Source organism: Clostridium tanneri, assembly GCF_033659955.1.
Classification (GTDB): Bacteria; Bacillota; Clostridia; order Clostridiales; family Clostridiaceae; genus Clostridium_AM; species Clostridium_AM tanneri.
Genome location: NZ_JARUJP010000038.1, coordinates 1 through 20,156, shown reverse-complemented (window position 1 = coordinate 20,156; position 20,156 = coordinate 1). Strand labels below are relative to the sequence as shown.

At 32.8% G+C, this 20,156-nt stretch carries 17 protein-coding genes and 1 pseudogene; 1 reads left to right on the top strand and 17 read right to left on the bottom strand.

Features of this window, described 5'->3' with window-relative positions:
- From P8V03_RS18120 to P8V03_RS18055, 14 genes and pseudogenes are all read right to left on the bottom strand, one after another.
- A partial coding sequence (locus P8V03_RS18120; protein ID WP_318799240.1) for an FAD-dependent oxidoreductase occupies nucleotides 1-879 on the bottom strand: 879 nt, incomplete at its 3' end.
- Entirely contained in the window at nucleotides 879-1,760 is an 882-nt protein-coding gene (locus tag P8V03_RS18115) for a sulfide/dihydroorotate dehydrogenase-like FAD/NAD-binding protein (RefSeq protein ID WP_261671679.1), read from the bottom strand. The genes P8V03_RS18120 and P8V03_RS18115, both read right to left, overlap by 1 nt.
- A 277-nt stretch (nucleotides 1,761-2,037) precedes the next feature.
- A complete protein-coding gene (locus tag P8V03_RS18110; RefSeq protein WP_261671680.1) occupies nucleotides 2,038-3,204 on the bottom strand; it encodes an iron-containing alcohol dehydrogenase in 1,167 nt (388 codons plus the stop codon).
- 186 nt (nucleotides 3,205-3,390) lie between these two features.
- Nucleotides 3,391-5,322 carry a sigma-54-dependent Fis family transcriptional regulator gene (locus P8V03_RS18105; protein WP_261671681.1) on the bottom strand — a complete coding sequence of 644 codons (1,932 nt, stop codon included), beginning with the start codon at nucleotides 5,320-5,322 and terminating at the stop codon, nucleotides 3,391-3,393.
- A 196-nt stretch (nucleotides 5,323-5,518) separates the two neighbouring features.
- Nucleotides 5,519-6,913, bottom strand: a complete 1,395-nt coding sequence (locus P8V03_RS18100) for an amino acid permease (protein WP_261671682.1) — start codon at nucleotides 6,911-6,913, stop codon at nucleotides 5,519-5,521.
- A 474-nt stretch (nucleotides 6,914-7,387) separates the two neighbouring features.
- Complete coding sequence (locus P8V03_RS18095) at nucleotides 7,388-8,755, bottom strand: SpoVR family protein (protein WP_261671683.1); 1,368 nt, start codon at nucleotides 8,753-8,755, stop codon at nucleotides 7,388-7,390.
- Between the two features lie 16 nt (nucleotides 8,756-8,771).
- Nucleotides 8,772-9,992, bottom strand: coding sequence for a sporulation protein YhbH (gene yhbH, locus P8V03_RS18090; RefSeq protein ID WP_261671684.1), 1,221 nt, complete (start codon nucleotides 9,990-9,992; stop codon nucleotides 8,772-8,774).
- A gap of 4 nt (nucleotides 9,993-9,996) precedes the next feature.
- The gene (locus P8V03_RS18085; protein ID WP_261671685.1) at nucleotides 9,997-11,919 is read right to left on the bottom strand and encodes a PrkA family serine protein kinase; all 1,923 of its coding nucleotides are present in this window, start codon (nucleotides 11,917-11,919) and stop codon (nucleotides 9,997-9,999) included.
- A gap of 793 nt (nucleotides 11,920-12,712) precedes the next feature.
- Nucleotides 12,713-13,051, bottom strand: a complete 339-nt coding sequence (locus tag P8V03_RS18080; RefSeq protein WP_261671686.1) for a hypothetical protein — start codon at nucleotides 13,049-13,051, stop codon at nucleotides 12,713-12,715.
- Nucleotides 13,052-13,053: 2 nt separating this feature from the next.
- On the bottom strand, nucleotides 13,054-13,995 hold the full coding sequence (locus P8V03_RS18075) for an RHS repeat-associated core domain-containing protein (protein WP_261671687.1): 942 nt from the start codon (nucleotides 13,993-13,995) through the stop codon (nucleotides 13,054-13,056).
- Between the two features lie 122 nt (nucleotides 13,996-14,117).
- Nucleotides 14,118-14,402: a hypothetical protein gene (locus P8V03_RS18070; protein ID WP_261671688.1), complete on the bottom strand. Its 285-nt coding sequence runs from the start codon at nucleotides 14,400-14,402 to the stop codon at nucleotides 14,118-14,120.
- A 299-nt stretch (nucleotides 14,403-14,701) separates the two neighbouring features.
- Nucleotides 14,702-15,202 carry a hypothetical protein gene (locus P8V03_RS18065; protein WP_261671689.1) on the bottom strand — a complete coding sequence of 167 codons (501 nt, stop codon included), beginning with the start codon at nucleotides 15,200-15,202 and terminating at the stop codon, nucleotides 14,702-14,704.
- Between the two features lie 22 nt (nucleotides 15,203-15,224).
- The gene (locus tag P8V03_RS18060; RefSeq protein WP_318799238.1) at nucleotides 15,225-17,216 is read right to left on the bottom strand and encodes an RHS repeat-associated core domain-containing protein; all 1,992 of its coding nucleotides are present in this window, start codon (nucleotides 17,214-17,216) and stop codon (nucleotides 15,225-15,227) included.
- Nucleotides 17,217-17,292: 76 nt separating this feature from the next.
- A pseudogene (locus P8V03_RS18055) lies at nucleotides 17,293-17,517 on the bottom strand (transposase domain-containing protein); the annotation flags it as partial.
- A 76-nt stretch (nucleotides 17,518-17,593) separates the two neighbouring features.
- On the opposite strand from P8V03_RS18055, the gene P8V03_RS19230 reads away from it, so the two are divergent.
- Entirely contained in the window at nucleotides 17,594-17,767 is a 174-nt protein-coding gene (locus tag P8V03_RS19230; RefSeq protein WP_428978989.1) for a transposase domain-containing protein, read from the top strand.
- Nucleotides 17,768-18,399: 632 nt separating this feature from the next.
- Here P8V03_RS19230 and P8V03_RS18050 read toward each other — a convergent pair.
- From P8V03_RS18050 to P8V03_RS18040, 3 genes are all read right to left on the bottom strand, one after another.
- Nucleotides 18,400-18,807 carry a hypothetical protein gene (locus tag P8V03_RS18050; protein WP_261671691.1) on the bottom strand — a complete coding sequence of 136 codons (408 nt, stop codon included), beginning with the start codon at nucleotides 18,805-18,807 and terminating at the stop codon, nucleotides 18,400-18,402.
- Nucleotides 18,808-18,811: 4 nt separating this feature from the next.
- Nucleotides 18,812-19,423 (bottom strand): DUF4291 domain-containing protein, encoded by a 612-nt coding sequence (locus P8V03_RS18045; RefSeq protein ID WP_261671692.1) that lies wholly within the window; start codon nucleotides 19,421-19,423, stop codon nucleotides 18,812-18,814.
- Between the two features lie 72 nt (nucleotides 19,424-19,495).
- Nucleotides 19,496-20,156 (bottom strand): RHS repeat-associated core domain-containing protein (locus P8V03_RS18040; protein WP_487286254.1); only part of this gene is annotated, 661 nt, incomplete at its 5' end.

The following is a 20,156-nucleotide window of genomic DNA, read 5'->3' as shown; positions in this document are numbered from 1 at the left end:
ATCCATAGCAACGTTTCCGCCTCCAACTACTGCTACCTTTGTGCCAACCTTTATAGGTGTATCGAAATCCTCCTTAAAGGCTTTCATTAGGTTATTTCTTGTTAAGAACTCATTAGCTGAGAATACTCCATTTAAGTTTTCTCCTGGTATTCCCATAAACTTAGGAAGTCCAGCTCCCGACCCTATAAATATAGCGTCAAAATTCTCTTCTTCCATTAACTGATCTATTGTAACGGTTCTTCCTATTATTACGTTAGTTTCTATTTTAACGCCAAGCTTTTTAACATTTTCAACTTCATGTTTAACTACTTTATCCTTTGGAAGTCTAAACTCTGGTATTCCATAAACTAAAACTCCGCCTGCTTCATGTAATGCTTCGAATATAGTTACATCATAACCAAGCTTAGCTAAGTCTCCTGCACAAGTTAACCCCGCAGGACCACTTCCTATAACGGCAACTTTCTTTCCATTGCTTGGCTTTCTTTCTGATAAATCCACATTATTCTCTCTTGACCAGTCAGCTACAAATCTTTCAAGCTTACCTATAGCTACTGCTTCACCTTTTATTCCAAGTACACATACACCTTCGCATTGGCTTTCTTGCGGACATACTCTTCCACATACTGCTGGAAGTGCACTAGATTTAGCTATAATCTTAGCAGCCTCTTCAAAGTTTCCTTCTTTAACCTGCTGTATAAATTCTGGTATGTGTATGGATACAGGACAGTCACCTACACATTTAGGATTTTTACAATTTAAGCATCTTGAAGCTTCTTGTAATGCTTCTTCCTTTGTATATCCTAAACAAACCTCTTCAAAGTTAGTTGCTCTTACCTTTGCATCTTGTTCTTGTATTGGTATTCTCTTCATTCTATCCATTATTTATTTCCTCCCATACAATTACAACTATGTCCTTCTTTCTTTTCTTCTGCAACAAGCTTTCTTCCTTCCTCGCTCTTATAAAGAGATTGTCTTCTCATTGCTTCCTCAAAATTCACTAGATGTCCGTCAAATTCAGGACCATCAACACAGGTAAATTTAGTTTTGTCTCCTACTGTAACTCTACAAGCTCCGCACATACCTGTGCCATCTACCATTAGCGTATTTAAGCTAACTATTGTTTTAAGATTATATTCTTTTGTAAGCTTAGCTACAAATTTCATCATTATCATAGGTCCTATTGCAATTACTTCGTCATAATTGTTTCCAGCATCTATAAGTTCTTTTAGAAGACCAGTTACAAGCCCCTTGTATCCAGCAGAACCATCGTCAGTACTAATATGAATCTTAGCACCTAACTTTTCCATTTCATCAATAAGAAGTAGATAGTCCTTTGTCTTTCCGCCTACAATAACTTCTACATCTACTGATTTTTCTCTAAGCCACTTAACCTGTGGATATACTGGAGCAGCACCAACTCCACCTGCAACAAAGATTATCTTTTTCTTCTTTAATTCCCCTAAATCTTCGTGAATAAATTCGGAAGGTTGTCCAAGTGGTCCCGCAAAATCTGCAAAATAATCACCTTCATCTAGCTTAGCCATTTTATTTGTCGAACTACCTACTGTTTGGAATACTATAGTAACTGTACCTTTCTTATCATCATAATCGCAAATTGTAAGAGGAACTCTTTCCCCTTTGTCGTCCAACTTTACTATGATGAATTGTCCTGGTTTTGCTGCTTTAGCAACTCTTGGCGCCTCTACATCCATAAGATAAATGTTTGGAGCCACTTCTCTTTTCTCAACGATCTTATACATTTCAATCCCCCTATAAATTTATTTTTCTATCAAAGTCTAGTATTAATCCTTAGGTCTTTTACAGCTGAAAGATATAATACTAATTTCTAGTGTATATAAATGCATTTAAATATTATACCATTATTTACAATAATACCAAAACTTCTACAATAATAAAAGTATATTTAAATAATATTGTTTAAAAATTAAAACTCAAAGATGATTCATAAAACTGAATCACCTTCGAGATTTTATTATCCTGAGATGAGAAAGTAAATTTTTATGTTATGTTGAAAGTTTAGAATGTAACCTTTTCACCTGTAAAGGAACATTCAAATACCTTCTTCATTTCTTCAGCAGTTATTGTTCTTGGGTTTGATCCTGTACATGCATCTTCTATTGCGTTTTCTGCGATGAAATCTATATTTGCTTTAAAGTCTTCTTCAGTTACACCGTATTCCTTTAATGTTAGAGGAATATCCATCTTCTTATTCATATCTTGTATCATATCTATTAATGCATCTACTAATTCTTCTTCAGTAGTACCAGCTAACCCTAAAGTTTTAGCTATTGCAGCATATCTATCTCCGCAAGCTTTGCTATTAAACTGGATTACATATGGAAGAAATATTGCATTAGCACATCCGTGTGGTATGTGGAACACTGCCCCAGTCTTATGTGCCATGCTGTGAGTAATTCCAAGTAACGCATTTGAGAAAGCCATTCCTGCTAAACATTGAGCTATATGCATTTCATTTCTAGAATTCTTATCACTTTCATAGGATTTTAATAAATTCTCTTTAACCATTACTATTGCTTGCATTGCAAGTGGGTCTGAGAAGTGAGATCTTGCACTTGCTACATAAGCTTCTATTGCATGAGTCAAAGCATCCATTCCAGTATGAGCTGTTAATTTCGCTGGCATTGTTTGAGCTAAAGCTGGATCTATTATAGCTACATCTGGAGTTAAGTTAAAATCAGCTAAAGGATATTTTATCTTAGCTTTATAGTCAGTGATTACTGAGAAAGCTGTAACTTCTGTAGCAGTACCGCTTGTTGAAGGGATAGCTGCGAATCTAGCCTTTTGTCTTAATTCTGGTAATCCAAAAGGAACTACAGCCTGTTCAAAAGTGAACTCTGGGTATTCATAGAATATCCACATTGCCTTAGCTGCATCTATTGGTGAACCTCCGCCTATTGATACTATCCAATCTGGTTCAAACTCTCTCATAAGCTTTGCGCCATTCATAACAGTTTCTACAGATGGATCTGGTTCTACTCCCTCTATTAATTTAACTTCCATTCCCGCTTCTTTTAAATAGCTTTCTACCTTATCAAGGAAGCCAAACTTCTTCATTGAACCTCCGCCAACGACTACTACAGCTCTTTTACCCTTTAATTCTTTTAATACTTCTAAAGTGTTTTCTCCAAAGTAAATATCTCTTGGTAATGTAAATCTTGCCATATTTATTCCCCCTAATATCAAATCAATTTATTACTCACCATATTATATAGCAAAATTCATGCCAAAATTTAGAGCCGCTATTTTAAATGTTATTCATTTAACAAAATCTCAAAATGAGATTAATGTTAATCTCATTTTGAGATTTTTAGTTATTTTATTAACAAATTGAGATACATAATATTCCATTTAAACTTTAATACCGTATTTTTTTACCTTCCTATATATTGTAGCCCTACTAATGCTAAGTACTTGTGCAGCTCTTAGAAGGTCTCCTCCATTCTGTTTAATTGCCTTTTCTATGCTCTCCCTTTCAAGTTCCTCTATAGTTAACATTTTATCATTATTATTATCTTCTAGTTTATTTTCCTTTTTATTTACTATATAATCATGAAGGTATTCCTCTGTTATACTATTACCTTCACAAAGATAGTAAGAACGCTCTACTATATTCCTTAGTTCTCTTACATTCCCCGGCCAATTATAGCTTTTAATTATGTCTAAATAACTATTTTCCAAAACTTTGAATAGGCTTGGGTTCTCACTGTTCAATTTATTTACAAAATAACAGGCCAAAGCCTCTATATCTTCAATTCTCTCCTTTAAAGGTATAGTTTTTACACTCATTACATTTAGTCTATAGTATAAATCTTCCCTAAAATTTTTATTGTTTATTTCATCGAGGAGGTTTCTATTTGTAGCAGCAATAACTCTAACGTTCAATACTTTTTCGTAAGTTCCACCAACTCTGGTTATTTTATTGTTGTCCAGCACTCTTAAAAGTTTAGATTGCATATCCAGTGGTAACTCCCCGATTTCATCTAAGAATATAGTTCCACCATTTGCAAGCTCAAATTTCCCTGGATGTCCATCTTTTGATGCACCAGTAAATGCCCCTTTTTCATATCCAAAAAGCTCACTTTCAATAAGCTCCTTTGGAAGTGATGCACAGTTTAACGCTACAAAAGGTCCACCACCTCTATTGCTGTAATTGTGTATAGCCTGTGCAAAAAGTTCCTTACCAGTACCGCTTGGTCCTTCAATCAGAACATTACAGCTGGTTAATGCCGCTTTTTTTGCAAATTGAATAGTCTGCTTCATTTTTTCATTTTCAGTTATTATATTTTCAAACTTATAGGTTGCATTAAATCCTGCCATAGTATTTACTACCTTATGAATAAAATCTTCGTCCTTAAAGGTTATAACTGTTCCATGTAACCTGTCATTTATCATAACAGGAAAAGCATTTAAACTGCATCTTATTCTTTTATTTTTGATAAAGAAGCTAGAATTAGAGCTGTGGTAACCTTTTTCAACCTTTAATTTTTTCTTAATAGTTTCTATATCTTTGAGAAACTCCCTAATATTTATATTTATAAGTTTTTCTTCCGAAATGTCTAACATCTTAGAAGCCATTCTATTAATCCTTCTAATATTTAAATCTTCATCTAATAAAATCATTCCTTCAGACATTGACGCAAAAATTACATTTAAAAGCTTATTAGATTTAATTAAAGCAAATTGCTTTTCTATTGAATAGGCTCCAGAAACTACTATTCCTGTTGTATGAGAGTTGGCTTTAGAGTAATTTCCAGACATATTTAAGCATCCCACTATCTCTCCATCTTCATTATGAATAGTAGCTGCAGAGCAAGTGAGACAGTGATTTTTTACATAGTAATGTTCCGCTCCAATAACCTGGAGAGGCTTATCTAAATAAATCGAAGTCCCTATAGCATTTGTACCTATGGATTCCTCTGTCCAAAAAGCGCCTAGATGAAAATTTAACTCTTCAATCTTCATCATCTCTTGATCCCCTACCATATCGATAATGCAGCCTTCCCTATCAGTAAGTATTATTACAAATCCGGAACCTGATACTATATTATAGAGATTTTCCATTATTGGATGGGCTATTAGAATAAGTTCTTCATTTTCTTTAAGTTTAAAACTTAACTCTTCTTTTGAGGCCTTTCTTATTTCTGTTTCTAGATAGTTAACTCCATAATTTTTAGATCTTGTCCAAGAGTCCTTTATTATAAGACTTAATTCATTATTAAGTTGGTTATCCTTTACAAAATCTAACCAATGCTGTTTTACACTATTCATAATTTTCAACATATAGCCACCTCAGTTCGTAGTATCTTACTTTGTTCCATGACAACATTCTGTAGTCATCAGGTAGATTAAAGCGTCATTATATCATATTTTACAATTAAATGTAATAAAAAAAATAAAATGACTGTTTCAAGACTAAACTTAGTCTTGAAACAGCCCCTTATCTTTTATTTAATCCAGTTTCTATTATCCATACAACTTAACTAACTAGCTGTTTAGTAGCTTCTTTTTTACTTAATCCAGTTGCATACCAAGCAATAATTAAAATCAGTAACCATACAACTCCAACTACTGCTGGAATTCTTGTATCTGCACCTACAAGCATGGAAACAAATACGCCAACTAGGAATATCATAGTGATTATGCCTGAAGCTGGATAAAGTACTGTTTTAAACTTCAGCTTGCTAACCTGTTCAGGTGTAAGACTCTTTCTGAATTTAATCTGAGTGTAAACAATCATGAACCAAGCGAATAATCCAGCAAATGTTCCTACGCTTGTAACATAGGTAAATGCTTTACCAGGAGCTACATAGTTTATTATAACCCCGATTAACATAAATCCTACTGAAGTAAGGATTCCATTCTTAGGAACATTATTTTTATTAAGTTTTCCGAAAACCTTAGGAGCTTGTCCTTGAAGTGAAAGATTGTAAACCATACGTCCAGTTGTGAATATACCACTATTACAGGATGACAATGCTGCTGTCAGTACAACGAAGTTTATGATACCAGCTGCTGCAGCTATACCAAGTTTTGAGAATGTAAGAACGAAAGGACTTCCTGTTGTTCCTATGCTGTCCCAAGCATAAAGTGACATGATAACGAACAATGCACCGATGTAGAATATCATTACTCTCATGAAAACGCTATTTATAGCTTTTGGTATTACTTTATCAGGATTTTTTGCTTCTCCAGCAGTAACACCGATAAGTTCAACTCCTACGAAAGCAAAGGCAACCATAGTCAATGTTGATATAGGTCCCATGATTCCTTTAGGGAAGAAACCACCGTGAGCGGTCAAGTTTGAAATACCAGTTGCTACTCCATTATTTCCTAAACCAAACAGTATCATAGCTAACCCGATTGCTATCATGGCAATTATAGTAACAACTTTTATAAGTGCAAACCAGAATTCGATTTCTCCGAAGGCTGATGCTGCAGTTAAGTTTACAATAGTAAGTATGCAAACGGCAACCAATGCTGTTACCCACTGCGGTACGCTTGAAAACCAGAAGTTAATGTAAATACCTGCTGCTGTAACTTCTGCCATACAAGTTACAACCCACATTATCCAGTATGTCCAACCTGTTAAATATCCTGCAAGAGGACTTACATAATCGTTTGCATATGCACTGAAAGAACCTGCAACAGGGTGTTCAACAGCCATCTCACCAAGAGAACGCATAATAAAAAATATTATTATTCCTGCAACGGCATAGGTACACAATATAGCTGGACCTGCTGCTTGAATAGCTGTTGCTGATCCCAAGAATAGGCCAACTCCAATAGCTCCTCCTATTGCCATCATTTTAACATGTCTTTCTTCAAGGCCACGATGAAGTTCTTCATTTAAAGCTGTTTCTTTTTCACTCATTTTTTATCCCCCTTTAGTTTAAATCTCTGAAATTTCTCCGTAATTTCGCTTGAATGTTTTATCAAGTTTCATCCCAGTGTATTATTTTTTCACCTCTTTCTTCTATGTCTCGTTGCAATTTTTAAAAGATTTAGAATTAATAAATTTATTATACTACTTTCATAAATTTTTCACAATCGTTTTCCTTTTCAGAATACTTTCTTTATGACACAAATACTTCAAATATAATCAATTTTCACATAATTTCTGCTCAATTTAATAAACTTAATATATTCATTAAATTTCTTAAATTTCTTAAGTTTATTAACCAATATACCTGCCTATAGCTTAAAAATTTAAGCCGCTATAAAACAACAATATACCTTAACCTTTGTTAAAATCAACAATAATTTTTTTGTAAAAATTGCATATTTATAACACTTTAAGGCGACGTAATTTAGAGTAATATCCCTAAATTGCATCGCCTTATATTTTCTATTCGTAAGTTATCTTCTTGTTTTCATCACATATAATTTTAGTAATCTTTTTATCTAAATTAGTATAAAGAACTACTCTGTGTTTCCATAAATCCACAATATGCTTGATAGTCTCTACTGCATACTGAAGCTGAAGTTCTCTGCCATCAAAAACATGTTCTAAAGTCAATGTTTTATCAAGCTTCGACATATCTACTACCCTTATATAAGGTATTGATCCCATGCCACAGGTACTGCTTAAGCTATTTCTAATTTCTTTCCATCCTTCTTCATCAGATATCTCCTCAATGACATAATTCTTATCTTTCTTTGCATACTGGAATAAATTAAGCTTTTCACATAGTTCCTTTGTAACATATCTCCTTAAGAAAGATTGATCTCTTTCTAAATATCTCACTTCAAATATTTTTTCTAATCCATACCTTTCTACCAAGTCTTTATAAATTTCAAAACCTAAGAAGTATGGATTTATACTTCCCTGCAGTGGAACAACTACATCATTATGTCTTTTCATAAATTCTATATAAAGCTTTTGTGGTAAATCCAGACTCTTCAAAATGTTGTAATGCCAATAACTAGCCCATCCTTCATTCATAACTTTGGTTTCTATTTGAGGAATAAAATATTTTGTCTCATCTCTTACTATTTCTATGACATTCTTCTGCCATTCGAAGAGATCTCCGTACTTAGAAATAAAACCTAATATATCTTCTACTGGCTCCTGCGGAACTTTTTCTACATCTGGTGCTTTTGGTTTTATCCTAGGAACTATTGGACTTTCGAAATACTCTATATTTCTATAGTCTTCCATCTTTTTCTTTCTTATTTTATCATCATCTAAATATAACGCGCCAATAGTTCTGTTGGTTTGGAATTTTAATGCGTGGGCTGCATTTAGCATTTTCTCTACTTCTACATAACCTATGCTGGGATCGTTTATATAGGATCTAATCATATCTGCATGATTCTTAAACATCTCTACAGTATACTTAGCATCTGTAGCCTGCCTAAACAATCTGTTGTTTTTGAAAAAATCATTGTGTCCATAAACATGGGCAATGGTTAGTATTTGAAGCAGCAACGTATTATCCTTCATAAGATAGGCAATACAAGGGTCCGAATTTATTACCATTTCGTAAGGTAATCCTGTAAGGTTATAATTATAGAGAGTTCTCAACTTTTCATAAGACTTTCCGAAACTCCAATGAGGGTACATTGAAGGCATACCTACATAAACCTCGTAGGCAAGCATATCATTATAATTTATAATTTCAAAATCTTGTGGATAGTAGTCAAGTCCTACCTCTTTTGCCTTTTCCTCTATAATATCATTCCAATATTCTAAATCTGCTATAGTGTACTCCAAAGCTTCACCCCCTCAGCTATTCAAGCTCATTTTTTATGTCTACTGTTAGCATATCCCTAAGTGCATCCCACATATCTTCCTTCTTTTTCATTGCCACAGATACAAAGTTATCTCTCTTCACTTCAGCGGCATATCTCTTCTTAATTGCACTGGTATAACCATAAGCCATAATCTCTGCGTAACCAAATAAATTACAGACATCACAAAGCTTATTCGCTGATTTTACCGCTCTGTCATTGTCTTCACTCCAGTTATCCCCATCGCTTACATGGAAAGAATATATATTCCATATTGCCGGATTATACTTTTCATTTATAATCTCCAATGCCTTATCATATCCACTGGATATATAGGTTCCTCCGGATTCTACCTTATGAAAAAACTCCTGCTCATTAACTACCTTAGCAGTGGTAGAGTGCGCTATGAAAACAACCTCTACACTAGAGTACTTCATTCTAACAAATTGGTATAGCATAAAAAAGAAAGATCTAGCTAAATACTTTTTGTTTTGGTCCATAGAAGCAGAGGTATCCATAATACACATAATTACTGCATTATACTCCCTCTTTTTTGTTGGCTTAACTCTGTAATACCTTAAGTCATCATCTTTAAAAGGAAATCTTCCTACAAGTGCATCACCGTCTAGTGAGTATTGATCTAGTAATTCCTCGTTTATCCCAGTATCATTAAGCCCTTCCCTAAGGGCCCTCTTCATACCCTGCTTTCTTTTAAGCTTTTCCACCACAGTTTTTTTCTTTGCAAGCCTAGGAGGTATACCTTTTTTTTGATAACCACATTTTTTCTTAGAGCCTTCCCAGACTATCTCAGAAAATTTCTTTTTAGTGAGGTTAGGCAAATTCAAGTCCTGAAATATATATTCCATAATGTCTTCAACAGTTATCTCTGTTTCATAAATGTCTTCTCCCTCTTCATTACCTGCTCCCTTATTTCCTTGTCCCTTAGCATCCTTCTCCTTGCCTATGACATCTCCTCTTTTTTCTGTTCCGTCCCCACTTCCAACACCAGGAACGTTTTTTCCATAGACAAATTGATACTCCTTAAGACCTCTTATTGGAATTTTTATCTTTTTATTTTTGGTCTGGCCTATTATACTTTCTTCTGATAAAATATCCACTAAATTTTTCTTTATAGAATCCTCTACTAATTCCTTATGCCTTCTTCTGTCTTCTGCCACTCTATCATGTCCTATTGGATTAAACTCCCTGAATACTGCCATACCATCAATCCTTCCATAGGTTATTAGCAGCATATTTCAAGATTACATCACAACAATGGTCACAATATCCATTCTTCTTCATTTCTTCTACCATTGAGCTATATTTTTTACTCTGCTCCTTATCTCTAACCTTAGACTTAGTTACTATACGAGACATTTCTCTTACAGAAGAAGTTATTTTCTTTTCTATAGCTTCTTTTAAAGGCTCATAAGAGCTATAATCTATCTTTCCACCCTTTCTAATCAAATAGAACATATAGGAAGTTACATCTGATCTAAAGCCTTTAGCAGACCCTTCTGATATTCCTATTTGTTCCTCAATAGAACGCATGAATTTTTCATCTGGATCTAATTGTTCACCAGTAGATCTATCTTTAATTTTTGATTTATTTACATAAGCCTCTGCATGATCTAGATAATTATTAAATAAATCATCTGCCTGTTCTTTAAAGCTTTGTATAAATGCCTTTGTTATTTCCTTTTCAAGAACCTTGTTGTATTCTTTTCTAATTGTATCTTGAATAAGTCCAAGATATTTCTTTCTTATATCATCAGCAGTATCTAAATCTTTTACTGACTTCATAATACTTTCCATTACACTAAGAGGATTAATACAATTATGCTCTGAATCAGAAAGAGCATTATCTATAGCCTTAATTATAAACCTTGTGGAAATACCATCCATACCTTCTCTAAGTCCTGCTTCTTCTTTAAGCTCTGTAAGGTCTACTCTCTTTGTAGTTCCCTTTTCAACTATTTCCTCTCCATTATAAATCTTAAGCTTAGTTAAAAGGTCTACTTTGTTTGATGGCATTAATCTAGTTAGTATAGCAAACATGGAAGCTACTTCAATGGTATGAGGGGCTATATGAGCTTTAAAGTTGCTCTTATTTAGGATTTTTTCATATATCTTTTTCTCTTCATTCAATTCCATACAGTATGGAACTTCAACTTTTACAATTCTATCTAGTATTGCTTCGTTAGTATGATCTGACTTAAACTTATTCCACTCCGCCTCGTTAGAATGTGCCACTATGACTCCATCGAAGTATATCATAGAGCCTTTTCCTGGTGATGGTATAGATTTTTCCTGAGTTGCAGTTATAATAGTATGAAGATATTCCACATCATTTTTAAATACTTCTATAAACTCAACCATTCCTCTATTTCCCACATCAAAAGCACCATTCAATGAAAAGATACGTGGGTCGTCCTCTGGATACAAGTCCATCTTAGATATGTCTACAGAACCGATAAGAACTGAAGTATCCTGATTATTTGGATCAACTGGAGGAACTACACCTATTCCCTTTCTTGACCTTATAGAAAAACCGGTCTTAACTACTGGGAACTTTTCATATTCTCCTTTAAACTCTTCCTTCAATCTATGTCTGCATACTGGACATAAATCTCCTTCTATTTTTATTCCTAGGGTTTCTTCGAATTGTTTTCTGAGGTGTTTTGGAACTAAGTGAAGTGGTTCTTCTCTCATAGGGCAGCCTTTTAATGCGTAAACTGGTTCTGCTGCTTCAAGGGCTTTTTTAAGAGACTCAACTATGGATGATTTTCCAGAACCTACAGGACCTACAAGATAAAGTACCTGTCTAGATTCTTCTCCCTGCATAGCTGCTGAATAGAAATAGCTGACTAACTTCATTAAGGTTTTTTCTATTCCAAAGAAATCATTTTTAAAAAAGTTGTAACTCTTAATAGTTTCATTTCCATATATTTTTCTTACTCTTAGATTTTCTTCCGGCTTTAATATTTCCATACCAGGTTCTGTTAGTATATTATACATCCTTTTATGTGCAAGCTGTGATATTTCAGGATTTTCCTTTACTATTTCCAAATAATCTAAAAAGGTTCCTTGGAAATCATCTTTTTGTCTTTTTTCTCTATCCTTCTCTATTAACTCTTTAAAATTCATTTCTCAACCTCCATTAAAAGTGATTACAAAAGAAAGGAACAATTGTTACTGACATATCTTGAAGGATATATCTTTGTAGTATTTATATTATTCATTGAAGAATTTTAGAACACCCTTAAGTTTCAGTGAAATTGAAATATGATATAATGAATAAAAATGTATATAGAGGTGACCAGCCTTATATAAGAATAGTTTTAATTAGTTCAAAAAGGAAAAGAACTAGCATAGTTAATATACTAGTTCTTAAATATTATAATATGAGTAAAAAAGATACATAAATAGTATTTGCAAATTTTTTAATATTATACTGACTTATACTAATTTCTATTTACCTTTCCAATTCGCTTTCAAATCTTTTATATAAAGCTAATATAGTTAGAACCTGTTAACTATTATAACACTATATAATATAATTATAACTTAATATTAGTTCTACAAGAATTAACTCTAATATCAACTTCAATTACTCTTTCGTTAGTGTTAAGTTAAAGTGGGCAGCATAATATTTTATAAAAAATTATGTCATAAAACTAAGCAATATCAATATTTGCAAAGAATAAGCAGTAATTAAAACTATGTTTGCCCGCAAAAATTTTACGCTATCAAATCTGTTACTTCCTTGTTATTACTTTGTTATTCAAATACAAACTAAAAGACCACCAACCCTTGCTGTTGCTTAGGTTAATGGCTATGAGATCAGACCCCATGGCAGAAAACTGGAAACAGTTTTCTGCTTGTTATGGAATCAGATTTCACGAGAAAAACTAGAAACAGCTTTCTGCTTGCTATTGTTCTATTTTTTTCTACTCTGTAACCAAGGGACTATTTTCTTTATCATTAGATTACATGAAACAAATAATAGAATTATCCCTCCTAAAATCACATAAGAATTCTCTAAATACACGCCTAAAAGCATAACTATTAATGGCGACAACATAATTAATACTATAGTCATACCTAAATATTTTTTCGTTTTGTAAGCCACAATAATAAAATACAATACTAAAATTATAAATGCACACACTCCAACAACCAAGTTTCCATTTTTGCCATAATGATTAGTAATCCATCTACTCAATATTATACCAAATAGTGCTCCACTTGCACCTATTGACTTCATTTTATTTTTCAAGATTATTTTCCTCCATAGTGATGATCCTTTATAATACTTCCAAATTTATCTATAGCAACCCCAACTACAACACTTCCAATAAAAACAGGAATTACAGTCGCACTAGCAGACATGCCCATAGCTATTAATCCACCTTCTATTGCTGTCCCTACTGCTGATCCTAAACGTAAACCTAAGAAAACACCTCCTGCGTCAACACCTAAACTAAAATACTCTTTCCTATACATATCTCCAATTATATCCGTCCCAGCAAATATTGCTGTTCCTGTATATTGAGCTGAATGGCTTATAATACTACCACCTAATGTAGTTGGTTTTCTTATTGAACTACTTAATCCCATTGTTCCATAAGACTTCCAGCCACTAATAGATTTTTTTACAAGCCTATTAGCTCCATATTCTGCAGACTTATCAATTGCTCCTGAAGCAGTATTTTTGTGAGCAGGTGAAGATGATAACTTATTAGATATATCTGATATGATTTTTTTCCCTACAACTTTAGCTTCTGCCACAACTTTTCCAGCATATGCCTTTACTTCTGCCACAACATTTGTTGCATAATCATAAACCTCTTTAGCAAAATCACGAGCACCTTGAATCGCATTTTCCAATAATCTTGGCAAATACCCATTTGGGTCAACCATATTTACAGGATTATTCATTGAGTATGCAAACACATTATGGGATAGCAATAATCCAGTAACTCCAACTAATGCATCTGCATTTAAATATCTGCACCACTCTGGGTTATAATATCTTGAGTTCAAGTAATATAATTGGGTTTCACTATCATATCTGTAGCCGCGATATCTGTAAGAATTCTTATACCCAACATGAGATTTATCATTAGTTATATCTATTCCACTTTCATTTTTTATACTAATAAGCCTGCCCCAGGTGTCATAAATATAGCTTACTACCTGTTTTGCATTCTTATCAAACAAACCAATAATATCTCCTTATCCATTCCTTATATAGTAATAATGACCACTTAAGTTCATACTTAAATGGTCATTATTACTATCATAAGTATAGTATACCCTGTCAATTCCGTTATCCCCAAGAATTACCTTATTCCCAATGAGGTAATATCTTGTAACAACTTATAGTAGTAGATAATTTCTTTTCTGTCTACATAAATTCTTGTTATATTACCATTCTCATCACGACTATAATCTACTCGATTTAGTTCATTTTGTATAGATCTTAGTCTATTTGTTGTTGAACTTATTTTATTGCCACCTTCATAACCATAATGTGTTTCGAATTCTTTACACCCTATTCTTATTTTCTTTCTGACTACCTTTCCAATACTGTCATACTCATACTTTACTCTGCTTCCATGATACATTTTAAGTATTTCAGCATCTGTTAGTTCCCTAGGTGATTAGCTGAATTTTTTTATCAGTCCCTTTAGTGTGTAATCTCCACTTATATTGCTTCCTACTGCTGTTTTTACACCTGTAAAATCTGTTATTTCCTTGTTATATACTTTATTATTCAAATACAAATTAAAAGACCATCAACCCTTGCTATTGCTTAGGTTGATGGCTATGCATTCAAACCTCATGGCAGAAAGCTGAAAATAGTTTTCTTCTTGCTACAAATCCTTTTAATTCACCAACTTCAAAATATTCACTATAATAAATACTATTCTACCTTTTTTATAGATATTTTTCTAAAAGAAACTAAAATTGTTGCTCCTGATGCAAATAAAATTTCATGTGACAAAGTTTCTTCATCTACTTCATTAAATTCGTTATATCCATAAATATCAAATCCATCATAATATTTTTTTGTCTTTCCTGGACGTACATATGGTTCTGATGTATATTTTACATCTATGTCCTTTATTCCATGATATATTATATTCCAACTTTTTTCAGTATCTGTTATTGTTAGTATAACCTTAACTGGATTTCTATATCCAGGGGTTTCGTGAATTATTTGTAAGTCTGTAAGATAATAATCATGAAATCCATACTCTTTCATAAATATCTGCAAAAATCTTTTAGGTAACTTATATTTTAGCTTCTCAAATCTTTCACCATATTCTTTTGAGTTTTTTGTCCATTGTTTTTTAGCATCTTCACGCTCTTCATCTGAATCACTATTTAGTTTTCTCCAAAGTTCACTTGTATAATATTTCATTTCAACACTCCTTTCTAGTAATTCACGGAGTAATCACATTGACTGGTATTGTCCACCATAACGGCGGTGCAAGTGATGGTATCATTCTAATCGAACGATATATTAAATAAGAACCTCCACTTATAACTAATGTTTTTGCTACAATATTTTTAGACGCATTTGTATCCCAATCCCAATTTCCCTTTTCTTTTAAAAGCTTTCTTACTTTTTTAGGAGGATCAGGCAACCCGTAAGGGTTTTGTTTTTTTCTTCTTCCACCTTTAATATCTTGTTGATATTCTCTACCTTCTCCTCTCAAGTGAACATGTTCTCTTTCTCTTGTCGATTCATCAGCCTCATCATGTCGATACTCCCAATCTTTATGCCCCAATGGCTTCCAAGAGGAAAATGCAAAATTATTTATTGCACTACTCACTACATTTTTAACTGTTTCTTTTACTTCTACTGCAACATCTGTTACATAATTATAAGTCCTCTCAGCAAAATTACGAGCACCTTGTATTGCATTCTCCAACAACCTTGGTAAATATCCATTTGGATCAACCATATTTACAGGATTATTCATTGAGTATACAAATACATTATGGGATAGCAATAATCCAGTAATTCCAACTAACGCATCTGCATTTAAATATCTGCCCCACTCTGGGTTATAATATCTTGAATTCAAGTAATATAATTCAGTTTCACCGTCATATCTGTAGCCACGATATCTGTAAGAATTCTTATATCCAACATGAGATTTATCATTAGTTATATCTATTCCACTTTCATTTTTTATACTAATAAGCCTGCCCCAGGTGCCGTAAACATAGCTTACTACCTGTTTTGCATTCTTATCAAATAAACCAATAATATCTCCTTGACCGTTCCTTATATAGTAATACTCCTCACCATTTAAATTCATACTTAAAAGGTCATCATTACTATCATAAGTATAGTATATCCTGTCAATACCGTTATCCTCAAGGACCACCTTATTCCCAATAAGGTAATATCTTGTAACAACTCCATCTACATTCTTTTCTGTTCTAATTCCTGCGTCATTATATCTAAAACTTATATTCTGCCCATTACCAACTATGGATTTTAGCTGTCTTCCTTCCTCCCAAGTATAACTATAGTTATTATAAGTTAAAGGATTCCCTGCGTTATCATGAGTTATTTCCTTTCCATTATAATGTGTCAGTTTATCTTTCCATATAAGATCATACTGATAGCTTCCTGTAGTTACTGATGTTCCTCCAGATAAAGGTGTTTCAATTCTTTCTGCTATATTTCCTCCTGCATCATAGCTGTAATCTATAATCTTTTGAGTTATTCCATTTATTTCTTTTACTAATTCATTTAGCTCATTATATCGGTATTCTATAACTTTTCCGTTATCAATAATTTTAGTTATATTTCCGTTATCGTCATGACTGTAATTTATTGGATTCAATTCATTTTGTACAGAACTTAGCCTATTTGTTGTTGAACTTATTTTATTGCCACCCTCATAGCCATACTGTGTTTCAAATTCCTTAAGCCCTATTCTTATTTTCTTTCTAACTACTCTTCCAATACTGTCATACTCATACTTTACTCTGCTTCCATGATACATTTTTAGTATTTCAGCATCCATTAGTTCTCTAGGTGAGTAGCTGAATTTTTTTATCAGTCCTTTTAGTGCGTAATCTCCACCTATATTGCTTCCTACTGCTGTCTTTACTCCTGTAAAGTCTCTAAAATCTATTACTTCCTTATTATATACTTTATTATTCAAATACAAGCTGCATTTTAAAGTAGTTCCATTAAAAATCCAAGATACTGCTACAAAATACCACTGACCTGGGATTAATTCTTCATCTACAGTTATTACATTAGTAAAGTTATTACTGTTGTTTATTACTGCAAGGTTCAATTTATTTTTCTCATCTACATATACATTAAATAAGTTTCTGTTTGTTCCTTCATTTGCAATTATTAATCTTGAGCCTGTTCCGCCTATTCCTATATTTGCCCAAGCTGTCATTGTTCGTAAGCGATAAATTACCTAGTGTAGGGCTAAATAGAAACGGCCATCCGATAAGGTGGCAGTACTTTTCGATTTAATTATTCTTTTTACAGGAATCCTGTGCCCATGAATCCCAAGGCAGGAATTCCTCTAAGAATTCTGGATTTGCTTCGAACTGAACCCCTGGAAGTTGTTCAAACAAAAACTTAAGGTAAATATACGGGTTCAAGCCGTTGGCCTTTGAAGTCTCAATTATACTGTAGACTGTTGCACTTGCGCTAGCTCCTTTTGGACTTCCATTGAAGAGCCAGTTCTTACGATTATGTGCTTAAGCACATAATCGTAAGAACTTCCTTTTTGCCAATACTGCTAAAGGAGCCACTTCTAGTGCTAATATTTATAGCATTGTTGAAACTGCCAAGGCTAATAAACTAGTTGTAGAAAGATACCTAGTTTATTTATTTGATAATCTATTAAAGATAGATCTATCTGATAGCGAAAGCTTAGAGAACCTTATGCCTTGGTCTAATAAGATTCCTGAAAATATGAAAATTAAAGATAGGAAATAAATTAATCCTAGTAAAGCATATTTTTGCCTTACTAGGATATTTTAATGATATTTCTGAAATTATTAAAGGTGCTAAAACTTTGACGCTTACCTTTAATCTAACATCTAGGGTTTTTGTAGTTAAGAAATTGATTTCTGAGAAGTCTTTACATACATTAGTTGCACAACTGTAGTAATTATGACTTCCTAAAATAATAGCATTAGGGTGTAATCTCAGCCGCCTTCACCGAGCTTATAACGGTTCCTCTCTTATTAAACAAACCGCTATTCGGAGTATTAGAGAAAGCCCTTCGGGACGTTACTCCCTCATTTGACTTTTCAGATTATTAGTTCTCCTAAATATTAAATTTAGTGTTTAACCTTTTCAGTTAGGAACGTGTCGCACCTGAATCATTGTATTTAAAGAAGACACTAATATTATTACCCATAACTTTAGTCTCCCAAGGTTTATCATAAAAACATCTTACTGACCTGTCAGTGTATGTTGAAAGTAAAAGACCACCAATCCTTGCTGTTACTTAGATTGATGGCTATGGTGTTAGAACCCTTATCAGAAAACTAAAAACAAGTTTCTGCTTACTAAAAATCATAAATAAAAGTTAAAATTTCTACAAAACACATTGTATTATACATCTATAATTTTATAATGTCTCTTAAATGATATTTCAAAGCTTGAGCCTCCCAGTACAAATTGGATTGAATTCTATCTTCAATTAAATATTTTAATCCTTCTTTAGATTTAATTTTTCCAAGAGCTATAAGAATATGACAAGCAATACTATCTAATTCATCTTCTTGAATTTTTAATAAATCACTTTCTATCATCTTAAGTAGTTCAATATCAAAATTAGAAATCCAATAACAAGCTTCCATTCTTGCATCATTTGAATAATCATCAGAGGCTATTTCGATTAATATTTTCAATAGCTCTTCATTACTAAGATTAATATTAAAAAACTCATTTACCTCTTTTGCTCCATGTACTGAATTTATTAATAATTCTCTAATTTTATCTTTATTATAAATAATAACAACCTCCATTCTATTACATACCTATAATTCTTTTTACATAATCATTAATCTGATATTCAGTTTCTTTTGGTAGTAAACTTTTATCAAAGTTAATGTTATTAATTTCCATTTTCAACTTATATACTTCATTAGTTATGTCAGCTATCTTTACAATCCATTGATTAACGTATCTCTTTGCCATCGAACCCTTAATTCCCAGCTGAATTGCCTTCCTTGCCATACGGTTTCCATGTAAGTCCCTATCAGGATCCCACTGGCACCTTACTTCTGAAAATTGCAACTTATTCTTCCACTGCTCATATGATGAATAAACACAATCATTATATGTTGATAGAACAGCGTTTGAAAGGATGTATTCAAAACCATCTCTTAAAATATCAATTGCCAAAATTCTTTCCTGATTTACTTTTGTTGCCCACCCTGACCTATACATCATCCATAAAAATGATGGTTTTATCCACGTCATTCTTTCCATATTAAAGACAGGACCAAATTTTCCTAGATTTAGTGCCTCATCTGCAATCTTATTGTTATATGCTTGATAAATCCTAATAGTTTTTTTGTTGTAAAGAGCAAATATTTTTTTATCTTTACATAACGTGTCTATAGTATAAATTTTATCCATTCTATTTAATCTCCATTATTTAATATTATACTCAGATAAAGTTAAAAATACTTAACTTTATCTAAATAATTATTATTTTACTATTCTAACATTTATAATACTTTCATTAAACAATTCTATCTGTTGAGGAGTTATTCCGTAATTTCTTAATTGCCCGCCTTCTGGCAATCCTTCATAGTGATATTTAACTTGCGGCATCCCCCTAGAACCCTGCTGTGGAATAGCAGTTTGTTGTATATTTCTATAATAGTTTGGGTTCATTTCAAATTCAATAATTCTTTCTTCTGTAGATATTGCACTCTTATTAGTGAAGTTTCTCACTTTATCTAGACTTTCTGATAACCATTTTGTCGGTTCCTTTCCTTTGATAGCTGGTTGAAGTTTCATTTGTTTTAGTGTTTTTCCTGATTCATCCAAACTCATTTTTCTATAAAGTCTAGGATTTCCCCTAAAACTATTAACTACTTTACTAACGATTTTTTGCCCTATATTTTTAATGTTATTTACTAATCTTTGATTTGTTTGTTGAATTTGTACTACTTTTGTTAGTACAAGTCCAGTGACTAATGCATAAGCCTTATTTAAAAAGCTTCTAATGCCCCAATTTCCTGATGTATCTTCGCAATTTATTGGATTATTACCACAATATATAAATAGGTTATGTGATAACAAGTCACCTACAGCTCCAACTAGTGCATCAGCATTCAGGTATCTACCCCACTCTGGGTTATAG

Bases quoted from the DNA above. Each gene is read 5' to 3' on its own strand.
- P8V03_RS18115 (WP_261671679.1), bottom strand. From the start codon at position 1,760: ATGTATAAGATCGTTGAGAAAAGAGAAGTGGCTCCAAACATTTATCTT.
- P8V03_RS18045 (WP_261671692.1), bottom strand. From the start codon at position 19,423: ATGGATAAAATTTATACTATAGACACGTTATGTAAAGATAAAAAAATA.
- P8V03_RS18110 (WP_261671680.1), bottom strand. From the start codon at position 3,204: ATGGCAAGATTTACATTACCAAGAGATATTTACTTTGGAGAAAACACT.
- yhbH (WP_261671684.1), bottom strand. From the start codon at position 9,992: ATGGCAGTATTCAGGGAGTTTAATCCAATAGGACATGATAGAGTGGCA.
- P8V03_RS18060 (WP_318799238.1), bottom strand. From the start codon at position 17,216: ATGACAGCTTGGGCAAATATAGGAATAGGCGGAACAGGCTCAAGATTA.
- P8V03_RS18105 (WP_261671681.1), bottom strand. From the start codon at position 5,322: ATGTTGAAAATTATGAATAGTGTAAAACAGCATTGGTTAGATTTTGTA.
- P8V03_RS18070 (WP_261671688.1), bottom strand. From the start codon at position 14,402: ATGTATCATGGAAGCAGAGTAAAGTATGAGTATGACAGTATTGGAAAG.
- P8V03_RS18065 (WP_261671689.1), bottom strand. From the start codon at position 15,202: ATGAAATATTATACAAGTGAACTTTGGAGAAAACTAAATAGTGATTCA.
- P8V03_RS18100 (WP_261671682.1), bottom strand. From the start codon at position 6,913: ATGAGTGAAAAAGAAACAGCTTTAAATGAAGAACTTCATCGTGGCCTT.
- P8V03_RS18050 (WP_261671691.1), bottom strand. From the start codon at position 18,807: ATGGAGGTTGTTATTATTTATAATAAAGATAAAATTAGAGAATTATTA.
- P8V03_RS18085 (WP_261671685.1), bottom strand. From the start codon at position 11,919: ATGAATTTTAAAGAGTTAATAGAGAAGGATAGAGAAAAAAGACAAAAA.